The organism is Ottowia sp. (assembly GCF_035325765.1).
Classification (GTDB): Bacteria; Pseudomonadota; Gammaproteobacteria; order Burkholderiales; family Burkholderiaceae_C; genus Ottowia.
Map to the genome: position 1 here is coordinate 112,933 of NZ_DAOKZG010000004.1, position 15,170 is coordinate 128,102.

Genomic DNA, 15,170 nt, shown 5'->3' on the forward strand with positions numbered 1-15,170 from the left:
ATCCCCATGCACGGCGCGCATCATCACGGTGACCTGCTCGGCGTTGCCTTAGAATTTTCCTCATGCTGCTGCTCCGAATTCCGCGCCTTGCCGCACCGGGGCTGGCTGCCATCCTGTTGCTGACGGCCTGCGGACAGAAGGGGGCGCTGTACATCCCGAACACCCCGGCGGCAGCCCAGCGCGCCACCCTGCCGCAAACGGTGTTTGGCGGCGCCACCGCCGCGCCCGCCACGCCGACGAGCCAGCCGCCCGCGGCCCCGCCGCCCCTGCCCGACCTGCCGGACGCTGAATGAAGCCACAAACCGTCGACCCTCCGCGCGCCCGCCTGCCTGGCGCGCCCTTCCTGGCCTGGCAAGGCGGCGAGCTGCAGCTGGAGGGCGTGGCGCTCGACCAGCTCGCCACGACCCACGGCACGCCGCTGTTCGTTTATTCGCGTGCCGCCATCCTGGCGGCCCTGGCAGCCTACCAGCGCGGCCTGGCCGGACGCGATGCCCTGATCTGCTATGCGGTCAAGGCCAACTCCTCGCTCGCGATCCTCAAGCTGCTGGGCGAAGCCGGCTGCGGCTTCGACATCGTGTCGGGCGGCGAACTCGAGCGCGTGCTGGCGGCGGGCGGCGTGGCGGGCAAGATCGTGTTTTCCGGCATCGGCAAGACACCGGCCGAAATGCGGCGCGCGCTGGAGGTCGGCATCCGCTGCTTCAACGTCGAAAGCCTGGCCGAGCTCGACCAGCTGGACCGCGTGGCGCGCGACTGCGGCCGCGTGGCGCCGATCAGCATCCGCGTCAACCCGAACGTCGATGCCCACACCCACCCCTACATCTCGACCGGACTGAAGGGCAACAAGTTCGGCATCGCGCACGACCAGGCGCTGCAGGCCTATCGCCACGCGCGCGGCCTGCCGGGGCTGCGCGTGACCGGCATCGACTGCCACATCGGCTCGCAGATCACCGAGGTCGGGCCTTACCTGGAAGCCATGGACCGGCTGCTGGAGCTGGTCGAGGCGATCGAGGCGGACGGCATCCCGATCCACCACATCGACTTCGGCGGCGGCCTGGGCATCGACTACCAGGGCGAGTCGCCGCCTGCCGCCGACGCCCTGTGGGCCGCGTTGCTGGCACGCCTGGACGCACGCGGCCATGGCCAGCGCGCGCTGGTGATCGAGCCCGGGCGCTCCCTGGTCGGCAATGCCGGCGTCTGCCTGACCGAGGTGCTCTACCTCAAGCCGGGCGAGCAAAAAAACTTCTGCATCGTCGACGCGGCCATGAACGACCTGCCGCGTCCGGCCCTGTACCAGGCTTGGCACGCCATCGTGCCGTTGCGCGAAGCCGCACCGCAGTCGGCAACCCTGACCTGGGACGTCGTCGGCCCGGTTTGCGAGAGCGGCGACTGGCTCGGGCGTGACCGCGCCCTCGCCGTGCGCGCGGGCGACCGGCTGGCGGTGCTCTCGGCCGGTGCCTACTGCATGAGCATGGCCAGCAACTACAACAGCCGCACGCGCGCCGCCGAAGTGCTGGTGGACGGCAGCCAGGCGCGCCTGATCCGCCGGCGCGAGCAGCTCGCCGATCTCTGGCGCGACGAACTGGTCTGAGCCCTGCAAGGCCGCACGCGGTCGTGCACTGCCGGGCGCGAGGGACGCGAAGGAACCCCGCGCCTTCCTCCGTGCCCGCCGCACTTGCCTGTTCACCGCCGCGCGATCGATCGTGCGGGGGCACGGCCCCAGCATCTGCGGGCACAATCGGGGCATGGATACGCTGATGCGCGAGATCGCGGCCACGGCGGCACGCCTGGTGGTGGAAGACGGCCTGGATTACGGCAACGCCAAGCGGCGCGCCCAGAAGTTGCTCGGTGCTTCGGCCCGTGCGCGCCTGCCCGACAACCAGCAGCTGGAAGACGAGGTGCGCGCCTATCTGAACCTGTTTCACGCCGACACCCAGCCGCGCGAACTGGCGGCGCTGCGCCGGCTCGCGCTGGACTGGATGGAGCGCCTGGCGGAATTCCGCCCGCACCTGGTCGGCGCCGTCTGGAACGGCACGGCCACGCGCCACTCCGACATCCACCTTGACCTGTTCTGCGACGACCCCAAATCGCCCGAGATCGCCCTGCTCAATCTGGGCATTCCCTACCACGCCGAGGCGCACCAGGACGCGCGTGGCGCGCAGACCGGCGTGCTCAGCATCGCGGCGCGCTGCCCCGAACTCGAGGAAACCATCGGCATCCACCTGATGATCCGCGACCATGACGACGTGCGCGGCGCGCTCAAGCCGAGTGGCGGCGGCCAGCCGCCGCGTGGTGATCGGCAGGCGCTGCTGCAGCGCCTGCAACTGGAGGCCACCCCATGAATTCGACCGCAAGCCCCGAAATCGCCCAACCCGCCCGCCGTGGCTGGCTGCTGGCTGCAGCGGGCGTCGTCGCGGTGGCCGCGGGTGTGGCCGTCGGCTGGCGCCGCCACAGCCTGGGCGAGGCCGACACGGGCGGAGTCTGGCAGCACAGCTTCCCGACGCCCGATGGCGGGACACTGGCGCTGGCGAGCCTCAAGGGGCGTCCCCTGCTGCTCAACTTCTGGGCGACCTGGTGCCCACCCTGCGTGGAGGAATTGCCACTGCTGAGTCGCACCTACACCCAGAAGAAGGACCAGGGCTGGCAGATGGTGGGCATCGCCATCGACCAGGCCGAACCGGTGCGACGCTTCCTGGAGCGCGCACCGGTGAGTTTTCCCGTTGCGCTGGCCGATCTGTCGGCCGTGAACCTGACGAAGGAACTGGGCAACAACGGCGGCGGATTGCCATTTACCGTCGTATTCGACGCAAGCGGCACCCTTCGTCATCGAAAACTGGGGCAATTGAAGCCATCCGACCTGGATTACTGGCTCCGGTGAAGGCCGATGGCAGTCTTTGAATTCTCAGTCAAATCGGCTCTCAATTGCGCCAAAACTCGCTAAGATGACGTGAATTAAGCACGAGACATCCATGGATCTCCGCAAACTCAAAACCCTGATCGATCTGGTCTCCGAGTCGAACGTCTCGGAACTCGAGATCACCGAAGCCGAGGGCAAGGTGCGCATCGTGAAGGCAAGCCCCACGCCTGCCCTGCCCACCATGGTCATGGCCCCAGCGGTGACGCCGGTGGCCGCCACCGCGCCCGCAGCAGCGACACCGGCCGTCACCGACGCCACCACCCCGGCGGCCGCGGCACCGGAGTCCGCGAGCGGCTTCGTCGTCAAGTCCCCGATGGTCGGCACCTTCTATCGCGCCGCCAGCCCGGGGGCCCAGCCGTTTGCCGAGGTGGGCCAGAAGGTGGCCGAAGGCGACCCGCTGTGCATCATCGAGGCGATGAAGATCCTCAACGAAATCGAGGCCGAGAAGGCCGGCACGGTCACGCAGGTGCTGTGCGAGAACGGCCAGGCGGTGGAGTTCGGCCAGCCGCTGTTCGTGATCGAGTGACCGGGCCGCGGAGTCGCTGATGACCCGGCCGACACGGAGCGCCGATCGGGGCGATCCGGTCGCCCGCCCAACGAATCCAACCGCCCGCGCACGCAGCCGTGCGCGGGCGACCAGTCGCCGGAGCACAGATGTCTAAGAGAATCCTGGTCGCCAACCGCGGCGCTCTGGCCGCAGGCCAGGCGAAGCAGACCGCCCTGGCGCGCGCCAGCGCGTGGGCGATGAGCCGCGGGAGCACACATGTTTAAGAAGATCCTGGTCGCCAACCGCGGCGCTCTGGCCGCAGGCCAGGCGAAGCAAACCGCCCTGGCGCGCGCCAGCGCGTGGGCGATGAGCCGCGGGAGCACACATGTTTAAGAAGATCCTGGTCGCCAACCGCGGCGAAATCGCCCTCCGCATCCAGCGCGCCTGCCGCGAGCTCGGCGTCAAGGCCGTGATGGTCTATTCCGAGGCCGACAAGGACGCCAAGTACGTGCGTCTGGCCGACGAGGCGGTCTGCATCGGGCCGCCACCGTCGGGGCAAAGCTACCTCAACATGCCGGCCATCATCTCGGCCGCCGAGGTGACCGATGCCGAAGCAATCCACCCGGGCTACGGCTTCCTCAGCGAGAACGCCGACTTCGCCGAGCGCGTGGAGCAAAGCGGCTTCCAGTTCATCGGCCCGACGCCGCAGTCGATCCGCATCATGGGCGACAAGGTCTCGGCCAAGCAGGCCATGACCAAGGCCGGCGTGCCCTGCGTGCCAGGCTCGGACGGGGAACTTCCGGAGGAGCCGGCGGCGATCCGGCGCATCGCCAAGTCGATCGGCTATCCGGTCATCATCAAGGCCGCTGGCGGCGGCGGCGGGCGCGGCATGCGCGTGGTGCACACCGAGGCCGCCCTGCTCAGCGCCGTCCAGATGACCCGGGCGGAGGCCGCGGCGGCCTTCAACAACCCGGCGGTCTACATGGAGAAGTACCTGCAGAACCCGCGCCACATCGAGATCCAGATCCTGGCCGACAAGCACCGCGGCGCGGTGTACCTCGGCGAGCGCGACTGCTCGATGCAGCGGCGCCACCAGAAGGTGATCGAGGAGGCACCGGCGCCGGGCATCCCGCGCCGCCAGATCGAGCGCATCGGCGAGCGCTGCGTCGCGGCCTGCAAGAAGATCGGCTACCGCGGCGCCGGCACCTTCGAGTTCCTGTACGAGAACGGCGAGTTCTACTTCATCGAGATGAACACGCGCGTGCAGGTCGAGCACCCGGTGACCGAATGGATCACCGGCGTCGACATCGTGCGCGCGCAGATCCTGATCGCGGCGGGCGAGAAGCTGCCGGTCACGCAGCGCCAGATCCAGATCAAGGGCCATGCGATCGAGTGCCGCATCAACGCCGAGGATCCGTTCAAGTTCACGCCCTCGCCCGGGCGCATCACGCTGTGGCATGCTCCGGGCGGCCCGGGCGTGCGGGTCGACTCGCACGTCTACAACAACTACTTCGTGCCGCCGAACTACGACTCCATGATCGGCAAGATCATCGTCTATGGCGACACGCGCGAGCAGGCCATCGCGCGCATGCAGACCGCCCTCCTGGAGACGGTGGTCGAGGGTATCCAGACGAACATCCCGCTGCACAAGGAGCTGATGGTGGACGCGCGCTTCCGCGAGGGCGGCACCAACATCCACTACCTCGAGCAGTGGCTGAGCGAGCGCCAGCGCTAGGCCGCGCCCGCCGCATCGCCTGCCATCGATGTTCGAGTTGCGCCTGCGCTGTCCCGAGGCCGCGGTCGAGTCCGTCGGCGACGCCCTGCTGGCGCTGGACGCGCTGAGCGTCAGCACCCATGATGCCGACGCCGACAGCGCGGGCGAGCGCGCGCTGTTCGGCGAGCCCGGCCTGCCGCCGCCGGCGCCCGGCTGGACCTGGAACCTGGTCTCGGCCCTGTTTGCCGAAGAAGCCGGCGCGCGCGCGGCGGCCGACTGGCTGGCGGCGCAGGACTTCTTCGCCACCAGCCGTATCCTGGGCGTCGAGGCGCTGCCCGAGCAGGACTGGGTGCGCCTGACGCAGTCGCAATTCGAGCCGGTCGCCATCACCGACGATTTCTGGATCGTGCCGAGCTGGCACGCCGTGCCGGCGGCGGCGCGGCGCGTGATCCGGCTCGATCCGGGCCTGGCGTTCGGCACCGGCACGCATCCGACCACGCGCATGTGCCTGCGCTGGATCGCCACCCACGCGCCGGTCGGGCCGCGCGTGCTCGACTATGGCTGCGGCTCGGGCATCCTGGCGCTCGGTGCCGCACTGCATGGCGCTGCCTCGGTCGACGCGGTCGACATCGATCCGGCCGCGGTCCAGTCGACGCGCGACAACGCAGCCAGCAATGCCGTCTCGCTGGACCGGATCGGCCTGCCCGACCAGGCCCGCGGGCCGTACCACCTGGTGCTCGCCAACATCCTGGCGACGCCGCTCAAGCTGCTCGCGCCGCTGCTGTCCGACCTGGTCGCGCCAGGCGGCCAGCTGGTCCTGGCCGGCGTGCTGGAGCGCCAGACCGAGGAATTGCAGCAGGCCTACCGCCCCTGGCTCGAGCTGCAGGCGACCGATCGGGACGACGGCTGGGTGCTGCTTGCCGCCGAGCGCGGGGCTTTGCCGCGCTGACCCGCCCACCGCGGCACGGAACCTGCGGCTGCCTACAATCGGCGCAGCCATGAGCCTGACCACCCGCTGCCCCGCTTGCGAGACCGTGTTCAAGGTCGTGCCCGACCAGCTCAGGATCGCCTCGGGCTGGGTACGTTGCGGCCAGTGCGGCGTGGTCTTCGATGGCACGGCACAACTGCTCGACTCGGTTCCGGCCAGCACGCCCGCCCAGCCGCCGCATGTGCCCGGCGCGCGCATGGAACAGGCCGACGCGGCCGACCGACTGACCCGCAACGAATCTGAGTCCGAACCCGAGGCCGAACCGGAATCCGAACCGGAATCCGAACCGGAGCCCGAATCCGAGCCCGTACCCGCGCCAGCGCCCGGATTGATGTGGCCATCCGAACCGGCGTCCCCGCCCGACGCCGCTGCGGCCAGCGACATCGGCGTTGCAGCAGATCCCGGCATCGAAGCCGCGCACGAAGCGCCCGTGTACCTGACGCCCGAAGCGGCCATTCCCATCGCGCGCCGGTTCGCCCAATTGGAGCAGGACCTGCTGGTCAACCCGCCCACGCCGGTGCTGCGCTCCGGTGACGAGCCAACCTGGGAGCCGGACGATTCCCACAGCGCGAGCGACTTCACGGCCGACCCGGACTGGCGCGAACCCGGCGCCTCCAGCGAGCGCGAACCCGGCGTCGCCCAGGACAGCCCGACGCCCCCGCCCGCAGAACCCGATGCACCCGAACTCGAGGCACCCGGGATCCCCGACGCGATGGCCGAAGTGCCCTCCTTCGTGGCGCAATCGAGGCGGCGCGCGCGCTGGCAGTCGCGCCCCATGCGCGGCCTGCTGTGGATCGCCCTGCTGTTGCTGGCGCTGGGCCTGCTCGGCCAGTGGACCGTGCAGCAACGTGACTGGCTGGCGGCCCGCTACCCGGCGCTGCAGCCTCTGCTGCAGGCGTTGTGCCGGCCCTTGCAGTGCCAGGTCGCGCCGTACCGCAGGCTCGAGGCCATCGTGATCGACGGCTCGGGCTTCAACCGCATCGACGCCGAGCGCTTCCGCTTCACGGTCACGCTGCACAACAATGCCGACCTGCCGGTGGCCACGCCCGCGCTCGAACTGGCGCTGACCGACGTCACCGGCCAGGTGCTGGTGCGCCGCGTGTTGCAGCCGGAGGAATTCGGCGCGCCCCCCGCGCTGGCGGCGCACGGCGAGTTCGACGGAACGCGCGAGCTCACGGTCGCGACCACGGCGCAGCCCCAGGCCATCGTCAACTACCGCCTGACCGCCTTCTATCCCTGACGGCCCGAAGCACGCGGGCGTGCACGCCGGCGCCGATCGCCCCGACCCACCCACACCCGACCACCATGGCCTCCCTCATCTGCGGTTCACTGGCCTTCGACACCATCATGGGCTTCGAGGGCCAGTTCGCGAGCCAGATCCTGCCCGACCAGCTGCACATCCTGAATGTGTCGTTCCTGGTGCCCAGCCTGCGGCGCGACTTTGGCGGCTGCGCCGGCAACATCGCGTACGCCATGCGCCAGCTCGGTGGCACGCCCCTGCCGATGGCAACCATCGGCCAGGACGGGGTCGGCTACCTGCAGCGCCTGCGGTCGCTCGGCATCGACACCGAATTCGTGCGCGAGATCGAAGGCAGCTACACCGCGCAGGCCATGATCATGACCGACCGCGACAACAACCAGATCACGGCCTTCCACCCCGGCGCCATGATGCAGGCCCACGTCACGCAGGTGCCGCGTCGGCCCGACATCCGGCTCGGGATCATCTCGCCCGATGGCCGCGAGGCCATGCTCGAGCATGCCGAACAGTTCCACGCCGCCGGCATCCCCTTCGTGTTCGACCCCGGCCAGGGCCTGCCGATGTTCGATGGCACCGAACTCGCGCATTTCGTCAGGCTCGCCACCTGGGTCGCCGTCAACGATTACGAGGGTCGCATGCTGTGCGACCGCATCGGCATCGACCTGGCCGAACTGTCGCGCCGCGTGCGTGGCCTGGTGGTGACGCGTGGCGCCCAGGGCTGCGACCTGTGGGAGGACGGGCACCGCACCCACGTCCCCGGCATCACCGCCAGCGCGGTGGTCGACCCGACCGGCTGCGGCGACGCCTGGCGCGGCGCCCTGCTGCACGGCCTCGAGCAGGGCTGGCCGCTGGCGCGCTGCGCGGCCCTGGGCAACCGCGTCGGCGCCATCAAGGTTGCCTCGCGCGGACCGCAGAACTACACGCTCGACGCCGGCGTCCGGGACGCAGCCTGACCGGTCATGAAAAAGCCCGCGCGTGAGCGGGCTCATGCGCGGGCCTTGGGGCAGCCGGCCTGGCCGGCGCCACAAACCGTCAGGGCTTGCTGGCGGTCGGGAACGGCCACGCAGCCTGCGGGCTGAGCGTGGTCTTGGGCGCCGCCTTCTTCGCCGGCGCGGCCTTCTTCGCCGGCGCGGCCTTCTTCGCCGGTGCCGCCTTCTTGGCTGGCGCGGCCTTCTTGGCTGGCGCGGCCTTCTTGGCTGGCGCGGCCTTCTTGGCTGGTGCGGCCTTCTTCGCCGGTGCGGCCTTCTTGGCCGGTGCCGCCTTCTTGGCCGGTGCCGCCTTCTTGGCCGGTGCGGCCTTCTTGGCCGGTGCGGCCTTCTTCGCCGGTGCCGCCTTCTTGGCCGGTGCCGCCTTCTTCGCCGGTGCCGCCTTCTTGGCCGGTGCCGCCTTCTTGGCCGGTGCGGCCTTCTTGGCCGGTGCGGCCTTCTTCGCCGGTGCCGCCTTCTTGGCCGGTGCCGCCTTCTTCGCCGCCGGTTTCTTCGCAGTTGCCATTTTTTTCTCCTCGATCGAAATTGAACGTTCAACTACAGGGAGCGCTTCGCCGATCGCAACGCACGAAGCGATTCATGCATCTGGACCCGCGGGACCCAGGAACATGAACGCGGGCAGCCCCTGCGCACTGCCGCACGGCAGCCCATGGCAAGGGACCAATTCGATGAACACACAGAGGATGCCCGGCCGCCTGCCCGGCATCGGCAGCGTGCGCGGCGGCGCACGCCGATGAACGTTCGCCGACGGCGCCGAAGCGGGCGTGCGAAGGCTCAACAGTGAATCGTGGGAAACGGACGTTCAGCACGATCATGAGCAATGAATCACACGTCCGTCGCCAGGCCACGACGACGCGGTGCCGCCTGACCGGCTCGGCGCGTGGGCTGAAAGAGGCCGTGCTGCTCGCCCGCGTGGTGGCGCGAGCCGCAGCACCCACGGACTCCAGCCACGCCTGGCATGCCTGCCGCGACGGCAAGCGCCGCGGAGTTCCGGGTGCGATCCGCGATGCGCGCAACCGGCGAGGACAGCCACGGCTGCAGGCGTGGCCGCAGCACGGATGCACGATGGGTGGCGTTGCGGTTCGACATGATGGCTCGATGCTCCGATTATGGGAGCATCGCAACAAAATGCAAAGCATTTGTGCGCGCGGTGCATCGATCGGTGTGGCGTTTGTGTTGCAGGCAGGCATCGCGTGAGCCGTTGGCGTGCGCGATGAAGCGCCCCGACGTGTTCGCTCGGCGCGCTGCGGCACGCGGTCGCGCGTCCCTTCGCACCGTCAACCCAGGTCGGGCAGTCGACCGCTGGCGAATGTCCCAAGACACGCGTGCACGTCGACGGTTGGCACTTCGATCGCACTCGGCTGTCGGGCGCATCCAGGTGCGGGACCGGGGTTCAAGCCACCGGCATGCGCGCGTCGTCGACGCGCGTCTGACAAGAAGCACAGGCTCGCTGCGTCGAACCTCACGATCGATTCGTGGGGATGGAGCGCACCCGGCACGACACGCGGGCAGGGTGCGCGGCGGCGGAATGGAAGGCGGCGTGCAGCCTGTCGCGGCGGGTTGCGGCGGCACGGCCCTGCGGGCTCCGCGCGCGACTCGGCGCCGTGGCGTCCGCGCCGTTCTTCAGGCGACGCTGAACAAGTCTCCGTGATGTGGCGCGCCCTGCCTTGGGATGGGATGCAAGACGCAAGGTGCAGCAACAGCCACCGCTATCGCGAGCACTTGCAATGTCGCCGATCGCTGCAGGCGAGGATGCGTCGCGCGCAAGGGACTTGCTCAACGTTGTCTTCACGCTGCCCTCATTGCCCGTGGCGCAGGGAACGACGCGGTACCGGCGGCCGAAGAGCCTCCGGCGGCGCGCACGTGGAGCGCAGTGCCACAGCGGGTGTCGCGTCACCCGTCCAGCACGCCCGTCGGGAACCACGCGGCGGGCCAGCCGAGCCCCGCCTGCAGCCGCGACCAGTCGAACCCGGGGCCAGGGTCGTGCTTGCGCCCTGGCGCGATGTGCTCGTGGCCGGCAATCGCATCGATCGGATATCGCGCGGCGAGATCGCTGCACAAGCGCCCGAGCCGCTTGTACTGCGCCGCCGTGAAACGCCCGCCCTCGAGCCCCTCCAGTTCGATGCCGATCGAGAAGTCGTTGCAGTTCGCACGTCCGCGATAGCAGGACCTGCCCGCATGCCAGGCCCGCTCGTCGCACGAGACGAATTGCCACAGCGCGCCGCTGCGCCGCACATAGAAATGCGCCGACACCTCGATGCCGCGAATCTGCTGGAACCAGGGGTGGGCATCCCAGTCCAGCGTGTTGGTGAACAGCGCCTGCACGAAGGCACCACCGAACGACCCCGGCGGCAGGCTGATCGAGTGCACCACGATGAGCGAGATCGGCGTCGCCGCCGGACGCTTGCCACGGTTGGGCGACGGCAGGTGGCGCGCGCGCGCATGCCAGCCACCCTGCCAGGGCGCCACAGCTTCAGGAGTCGCCCGGGTCACCATCGTCGCCCGAGGGCGCCGTGATGCCCAGGCGCGCCATGCGATAGCGGATCTGGCGCAGGTTCAGGCCCAGGCGGGCCGCTGCGGCCGTGCGGTTGAAGCCGGTCTCGTCGAGCGCGCGCACCAGCATCGCACGCTCCTGGGCGTCCAGCCAGGCGCCCAGGTCCTGCGGCAACTCCCCGGCACGCGCCGGGGTCGGGCCAGGGGATCGCGGCTCCGGGGCGATGGCCTCGGGTTCGGGCTCGGGTCCGGGATGCGACGCGGGCGGCTCGACCAGGCCACCCAGGGGCGCCAGTCCGCCGAAGGCGGAGTCGCGGCCGCCGCCCAGCGCCACCGCGCGGTACAGCAGGTTCTCCAGCTCGCGCACGTTGCCCTTGAGCGGCGCGGCGGCGATATCCGCCAGTTGCTCGGGGGCCAGCTCGATCGGCTCGCCGCCCGACTCGGCCGCAATGCGGGCCAGCAGCACCTCGCAGATCGCGGGGATGTCCTCGCGCCGGTCGCGCAGCGGCGGCAGCACCACCTCGATCACGTTCAACCGGTAGTACAGGTCCTGCCGGAAGCGTCCGGCCTGCACCTCGGCCGCCAGTTGCTTGTGCGTGGCGCTGACGATGCGCACGTCGACCGGCTCCTCCTGGGTCGCGCCCAGCGGCCGCACGCGCCGCTCCTGGATCGCGCGCAGCAGCTTCGCCTGCATCGCCAGCGGCAGGTCGCCGATCTCGTCGAGGAACAGGGTGCCGCCAGCCGCGGCCTGGAAGAAGCCATCCCGGTCCTGCGTGGCGCCGGTGTAGGAACCCTTGCGTGCGCCGAAGAACTCGGCCTCCAGCAGGCTTTCCGGGATCGCGCCGCAGTTGACCGGCACGAAGGGACCGGCGCTGCGATGGCTGCAGGCATGGATGGCCTGCGCCACCAGCTCCTTGCCAGTGCCCGATTCGCCGTGCACCAGCACCGGCGCCATGCTGCGCGCGACCTTGGCGATGCGCCGCTTGACCGAGCGCATTGCTGCCGAATCGCCGACCAGGCGCGCCAGCGCCGCAGCGCCGTGCGCCGCCGGTGCGGCACGCCCCGCGGCCGGCACCGCCGCACCCGAAGCGGGCGCGGGTTCGGCGCTGGCCGGCGGGGCCGGCGTCGCGGCCGGGCTGGATGTCTGCGCCGCAGCGCGCACGATGCTGCGGAACTGCTTGAGGTCGACCGGCTTGGTCAGGTAGTCGAAGGCACCGCTCTTGAGCGCCTCGACCGCGTTCTCGGCCGAGCCGTAGGCAGTGATCACGATGCAGCGCTCGCGACGCTGCGCCTCGGCCAGCTCATGCAGGATCTCCAGTCCCTCGCCATCCGGCAGGCGCATGTCCGAGATCACCACGTCGAAGGTCTCGTCGCGCAGCCGCGCACGCGCCTCGGCCACGGACCCGGCGGTCCGCACCTCGTGTCCTTCGCGCAGCAGCGTGAGTTCATACAGCGTGCACAGGTCCGGCTCGTCGTCGATCACCAGCACGCGCGCGGGAGTGGCCGCGAGATCCGCCGTCATGGGTTCGCCAATTCCTCCAGGTTCCAGCTTGAATGACCGCCGGGCGCACGCCGAAAGCGCACGAAGAACTCGTTGCCTTCCACCATGCGTTCCTGCTGCGCGCGCGACGTGCGCTCGTACGCAATGCTGGCGCCATGGCGCTCGCACAGCTCGCGGCAGATGTACAGGCCCAGGCCGCTGGAGCGGCTCTCGGACGAGAAGAAGGGCTCGAACAGGTGGCGTTCGACGGAGGGTTCCATCGGTGCGCCATCGCTCCACACCGCCAGCACCACCGGGCCGTGACGAATCGCCTGGGTCACCACCTGGATCGCACCGGGCCGATCGCTGGCATAGCGGGCGGCGTTGTCCAGCAGGTTGACCAGCACGCGCCGCAGGTGCTCGCGCTCGAACTGGACCAGGAGGTCCGGTGCCAGCAGCTCGAGTTGCAGGCGCGCGCCCGTGCGGTGCTGCGCCGCCCATTCGTCCACGAAGGCTTCGACCTCCTCGTGCAGGTCCACCACCTCGCACGGGTCGGACGGGCCCTGTGCGCGCGCCACGTCCAGCACGTCATCGACGATGTGCGCCAGGCGTTCGGCGTTCTGCCGGATCATGGCGGTGAGCCGCTGCTGGCCCGGCTGCGCCAGCTCCTCGGCCAGCAGCGCATTGGCCTGGCTGATCGCGGCCAGCGGATTGCGCAGCTCGTGCGCCACGGCCGCCGACATGCGACCCATCGAGGCCAGCTTCTCGGTGCGCAGGCGCGCCTCCATCTCGCGCAGGTCCTGCAGGAACATCACGCACAGCTCGGCGCCCTGCGTGCCCATTGACGGCGTGCGCTCGGTGCGCACGCGCAGGCGCACGGCGTGCCGATCCTCATGGTGCAGGATCACATCAACCGCCTCCACCGCTTCGTGCAGGAAGGTCAGGCGCACCACGTCCATGAGCTGGATCCACACCGGGCTGTCGGCCAGGCTGAACACGTCGGGGGTCACCTCCTGGTCCGAGCCCAGCATGCGGTGCGCCGCCGGGTTGGCGGCCCGCACCGTGTAGCGCGCATCGACCACCAGCACGCCATCGTCCAGCGCCTCGATCACCAGGTTGTTGACGAGCGACTGGAGCTGCGCCTCGGCGCGTGTGCGTCGTCCCTGTTCCTGCTCGCGCGACAGGCGCATCGCCAGCGTGTTGGTGAGCCAGGCCAGCGCCAGCAGGCCAGCGCCCAGCAGGCCCGCCTGCGCCAGTTCCGTCGTGCTGCCCGACAGCACGCCACGCGCGCCGATCGTGGCATCACCCAGCAACACCAGGGCCGCCAGCGCCGCCGTGCCCAGCGCGAGAGCGCGCGAGCCGAGGATCGCCGCCATCAGCACCGGCAGCGCCAGCAGCGGCGTGTACTGGATGCCCGCCACCTGCTGGCCGTGCAGCACGCCGAAATACAGCAGGTCGACGCCGGCGGTGAACAGCCACTGCGAATCAAACGAGCGCCCCGGCCCGCGCGGCCGCGCCAGCAGGCGCGCCAGCACCGTCAGCACCACGTAGCCCAGGCTGGCGCCGGCGAGCCACAGCGGCACCGGCTGGCCCAACCCATGGGCGCTGAGCTGCAGTCCCAGCAGCGCCAGTGCCAGCAGCACGCGCGCCGACATGAAGGAGCGCCACAGGCGATCGAAACCGGTGGGGTCGATCTGCGAGAGCGCGGCCGCGCTCGCCGCAGTGCCCGGCGCGCGCAGCGGTGGCGAGACCGCGCCAAACCAGGACGGCGCGCCAAACGAAGGCTCAGTCACCTTCGGCCTCCCGGCGATGCTCCGCCGAACAGTAGAGCCCGGCGCGCCCGGCCACCGCGCCGTCGCGCGGCAGGTGCACGCCGCAATGCGCGCAGCGGATCATCGGCTGTGGCGCGGCGCCCGGCCGCTGGCCCCCGCCCTGCACGCGCGCGCGCTGCCCGCGCCGCCACAACCAGACGCCCAGCAGCAGCGCCAGCAGCACCACCAGCAGCTTCATGGCGCGCGCCCGAGCAGCACTTCCATCACGAAGCGCGAGCCCGCGTAGCCGAGCAGCAGCAGGGCCGCGCCCGCATACAGCACGTGCACGGCGTGCCGGCCGCGCCAGCCGAAGCGCCAGCGACCGAGCAGCAGCACCGCGAACACCGCCCAGGACAGCACGGTGAACACGTTCTTGTGCGTCCAGCGCCAGCCGATGTGCGCCGACCCGTAGAGCTGTTCGCCAAAGAACAGGCCCGCCAGCAGCGTCAGCGTGAGCAGGATGAAGCCGGCCCAGATGAAGCGGAACATCAGGCGTTCGAGCGTCAGCAGCGGCACGCCGCCCGCGTCCGCAGCGTGGCGCATCTGACGCTCGGCGCGGTTCATCAGCCAGCCGTGCGCCACGGCGGCGGCAAACAGGCCGTAGGCGGCCAGGCCCAGGGCCCAGTGCAGGCCCAGCATCGGCGACGAAGTCTCGGGCAGCGGCGCGCCTGGAAACAGCAGCGCCAGCACGATGGTCACGGTGCCGAAGCCGGCCAGCGCCCAGCGCGCCGGCATGCGGGGGTAGAGCCGGCTTTCGATCGCGTACACGGTGAGCACCAGCCAGACCGTGATCGACAGCGTCTGGGCGAAGCCGAAGCGCGGCGCCTCCACCACCAGGGTCCAGGCCAGCTGCAGGCCGTGCAGCACCCAGGCCGCCACCAGCACGCGGCGCGCCGTGATGGCGCCGATGGCGCGCGCCGCGAGTGCCGGCACCGCATAGGCCAGCGCGGCCGCGCCGCCGAGCAGCAGCCCGATCGGAGAGGCACTGGCTAGTATCATGAGCGGAGTTTAGCGGTTCGCCCCCTCCCCCGGCGGTTGG

Annotated in this window: 16 protein-coding genes; 10 read left to right on the top strand and 6 right to left on the bottom strand. The window is 70.5% G+C overall.

All coding sequences use genetic code 11. From position 1 onward, the window contains the following. Positions 1-62 precede the first annotated feature (62 nt). The 9 genes from PKA16_RS03010 (at position 63) to PKA16_RS03050 (ending at position 8,314) form a co-directional block, all read left to right on the top strand. Positions 63-293, top strand: coding sequence for a lipoprotein (locus PKA16_RS03010; protein WP_324400252.1), 231 nt, complete (start codon positions 63-65; stop codon positions 291-293). After that, positions 290-1,588, top strand: coding sequence for a diaminopimelate decarboxylase (gene lysA, locus PKA16_RS03015; RefSeq protein ID WP_324400254.1), 1,299 nt, complete (start codon positions 290-292; stop codon positions 1,586-1,588). The genes PKA16_RS03010 and lysA overlap by 4 nt, the downstream gene beginning before the upstream one ends. 154 nt (positions 1,589-1,742) lie before the next feature. Then, on the top strand, positions 1,743-2,339 hold the full coding sequence (locus tag PKA16_RS03020) for a hypothetical protein (protein ID WP_324400256.1): 597 nt from the start codon (positions 1,743-1,745) through the stop codon (positions 2,337-2,339). Then, positions 2,336-2,875, top strand: coding sequence for a TlpA disulfide reductase family protein (locus PKA16_RS03025; protein WP_324400258.1), 540 nt, complete (start codon positions 2,336-2,338; stop codon positions 2,873-2,875). The genes PKA16_RS03020 and PKA16_RS03025 overlap by 4 nt, the downstream gene beginning before the upstream one ends. Before the next feature lie 91 nt (positions 2,876-2,966). Then, positions 2,967-3,440: an acetyl-CoA carboxylase biotin carboxyl carrier protein gene (gene accB / locus PKA16_RS03030; RefSeq protein WP_324400260.1), complete on the top strand. Its 474-nt coding sequence runs from the start codon at positions 2,967-2,969 to the stop codon at positions 3,438-3,440. Between the two features lie 346 nt (positions 3,441-3,786). Continuing rightward, the gene (gene accC, locus PKA16_RS03035; RefSeq protein ID WP_324400262.1) at positions 3,787-5,136 is read left to right on the top strand and encodes an acetyl-CoA carboxylase biotin carboxylase subunit; all 1,350 of its coding nucleotides are present in this window, start codon (positions 3,787-3,789) and stop codon (positions 5,134-5,136) included. A 28-nt stretch (positions 5,137-5,164) separates the two neighbouring features. Beyond that, a complete protein-coding gene (gene prmA, locus PKA16_RS03040; protein ID WP_324400264.1) occupies positions 5,165-6,064 on the top strand; it encodes a 50S ribosomal protein L11 methyltransferase in 900 nt (299 codons plus the stop codon). A 49-nt stretch (positions 6,065-6,113) separates the two neighbouring features. After that, entirely contained in the window at positions 6,114-7,343 is a 1,230-nt protein-coding gene (locus PKA16_RS03045; protein WP_324400266.1) for a zinc-ribbon and DUF3426 domain-containing protein, read from the top strand. 65 nt (positions 7,344-7,408) lie between these two features. Next, positions 7,409-8,314 (top strand): carbohydrate kinase family protein, encoded by a 906-nt coding sequence (locus PKA16_RS03050; protein ID WP_324400268.1) that lies wholly within the window; start codon positions 7,409-7,411, stop codon positions 8,312-8,314. Between the two features lie 79 nt (positions 8,315-8,393). On the opposite strand, the gene PKA16_RS03055 is transcribed toward PKA16_RS03050, so the two are convergent. Then, the gene (locus PKA16_RS03055) at positions 8,394-8,852 is read right to left on the bottom strand and encodes a histone (RefSeq protein WP_324400270.1); all 459 of its coding nucleotides are present in this window, start codon (positions 8,850-8,852) and stop codon (positions 8,394-8,396) included. Positions 8,853-9,160: 308 nt separating this feature from the next. Between PKA16_RS03055 and PKA16_RS03060 the strand changes: the two genes are divergently transcribed. Further along, positions 9,161-9,544, top strand: a complete 384-nt coding sequence (locus tag PKA16_RS03060; protein WP_324400272.1) for a hypothetical protein — start codon at positions 9,161-9,163, stop codon at positions 9,542-9,544. 696 nt (positions 9,545-10,240) lie between these two features. Here the strand turns inward: PKA16_RS03060 and ampD are convergent. The 5 genes from ampD to ccsA are packed head-to-tail and all read right to left on the bottom strand — an operon-like array spanning position 10,241 to position 15,130. Further along, on the bottom strand, positions 10,241-10,843 hold the full coding sequence (ampD, locus tag PKA16_RS03065) for a 1,6-anhydro-N-acetylmuramyl-L-alanine amidase AmpD (RefSeq protein WP_324400274.1): 603 nt from the start codon (positions 10,841-10,843) through the stop codon (positions 10,241-10,243). Continuing rightward, on the bottom strand, positions 10,821-12,362 hold the full coding sequence (locus PKA16_RS03070; protein ID WP_324400277.1) for a sigma-54 dependent transcriptional regulator: 1,542 nt from the start codon (positions 12,360-12,362) through the stop codon (positions 10,821-10,823). The genes ampD and PKA16_RS03070 overlap by 23 nt, the downstream gene beginning before the upstream one ends. Then, positions 12,359-14,113, bottom strand: a complete 1,755-nt coding sequence (locus PKA16_RS03075; protein ID WP_324400279.1) for an ATP-binding protein — start codon at positions 14,111-14,113, stop codon at positions 12,359-12,361. Before PKA16_RS03075 ends, PKA16_RS03070 begins: the two co-directional genes overlap by 4 nt. Beyond that, positions 14,106-14,330: a PP0621 family protein gene (locus PKA16_RS03080; protein WP_324400281.1), complete on the bottom strand. Its 225-nt coding sequence runs from the start codon at positions 14,328-14,330 to the stop codon at positions 14,106-14,108. The genes PKA16_RS03075 and PKA16_RS03080 overlap by 8 nt, the downstream gene beginning before the upstream one ends. Continuing rightward, complete coding sequence (gene ccsA, locus PKA16_RS03085) at positions 14,327-15,130, bottom strand: cytochrome c biogenesis protein CcsA (RefSeq protein ID WP_324400283.1); 804 nt, start codon at positions 15,128-15,130, stop codon at positions 14,327-14,329. Before ccsA ends, PKA16_RS03080 begins: the two co-directional genes overlap by 4 nt. Between the last annotated feature and the right edge of the window lie 40 nt (positions 15,131-15,170).

Excerpts from the sequence above, each read along its gene's own strand:
- PKA16_RS03055 (WP_324400270.1), bottom strand. The coding sequence starts at position 8,852 with ATGGCAACTGCGAAGAAACCGGCGGCGAAGAAGGCGGCACCGGCCAAG.
- lysA (WP_324400254.1), top strand. The coding sequence starts at position 290 with ATGAAGCCACAAACCGTCGACCCTCCGCGCGCCCGCCTGCCTGGCGCG.
- PKA16_RS03080 (WP_324400281.1), bottom strand. The coding sequence starts at position 14,330 with ATGAAGCTGCTGGTGGTGCTGCTGGCGCTGCTGCTGGGCGTCTGGTTG.
- PKA16_RS03060 (WP_324400272.1), top strand. The coding sequence starts at position 9,161 with ATGAGCAATGAATCACACGTCCGTCGCCAGGCCACGACGACGCGGTGC.
- ampD (WP_324400274.1), bottom strand. The coding sequence starts at position 10,843 with ATGGTGACCCGGGCGACTCCTGAAGCTGTGGCGCCCTGGCAGGGTGGC.
- accC (WP_324400262.1), top strand. The coding sequence starts at position 3,787 with ATGTTTAAGAAGATCCTGGTCGCCAACCGCGGCGAAATCGCCCTCCGC.
- PKA16_RS03050 (WP_324400268.1), top strand. The coding sequence starts at position 7,409 with ATGGCCTCCCTCATCTGCGGTTCACTGGCCTTCGACACCATCATGGGC.
- ccsA (WP_324400283.1), bottom strand. The coding sequence starts at position 15,130 with ATGATACTAGCCAGTGCCTCTCCGATCGGGCTGCTGCTCGGCGGCGCG.
- PKA16_RS03045 (WP_324400266.1), top strand. The coding sequence starts at position 6,114 with ATGAGCCTGACCACCCGCTGCCCCGCTTGCGAGACCGTGTTCAAGGTC.
- prmA (WP_324400264.1), top strand. The coding sequence starts at position 5,165 with ATGTTCGAGTTGCGCCTGCGCTGTCCCGAGGCCGCGGTCGAGTCCGTC.
- PKA16_RS03025 (WP_324400258.1), top strand. The coding sequence starts at position 2,336 with ATGAATTCGACCGCAAGCCCCGAAATCGCCCAACCCGCCCGCCGTGGC.
- PKA16_RS03070 (WP_324400277.1), bottom strand. The coding sequence starts at position 12,362 with ATGACGGCGGATCTCGCGGCCACTCCCGCGCGCGTGCTGGTGATCGAC.
- accB (WP_324400260.1), top strand. The coding sequence starts at position 2,967 with ATGGATCTCCGCAAACTCAAAACCCTGATCGATCTGGTCTCCGAGTCG.
- PKA16_RS03020 (WP_324400256.1), top strand. The coding sequence starts at position 1,743 with ATGGATACGCTGATGCGCGAGATCGCGGCCACGGCGGCACGCCTGGTG.
- PKA16_RS03010 (WP_324400252.1), top strand. The coding sequence starts at position 63 with ATGCTGCTGCTCCGAATTCCGCGCCTTGCCGCACCGGGGCTGGCTGCC.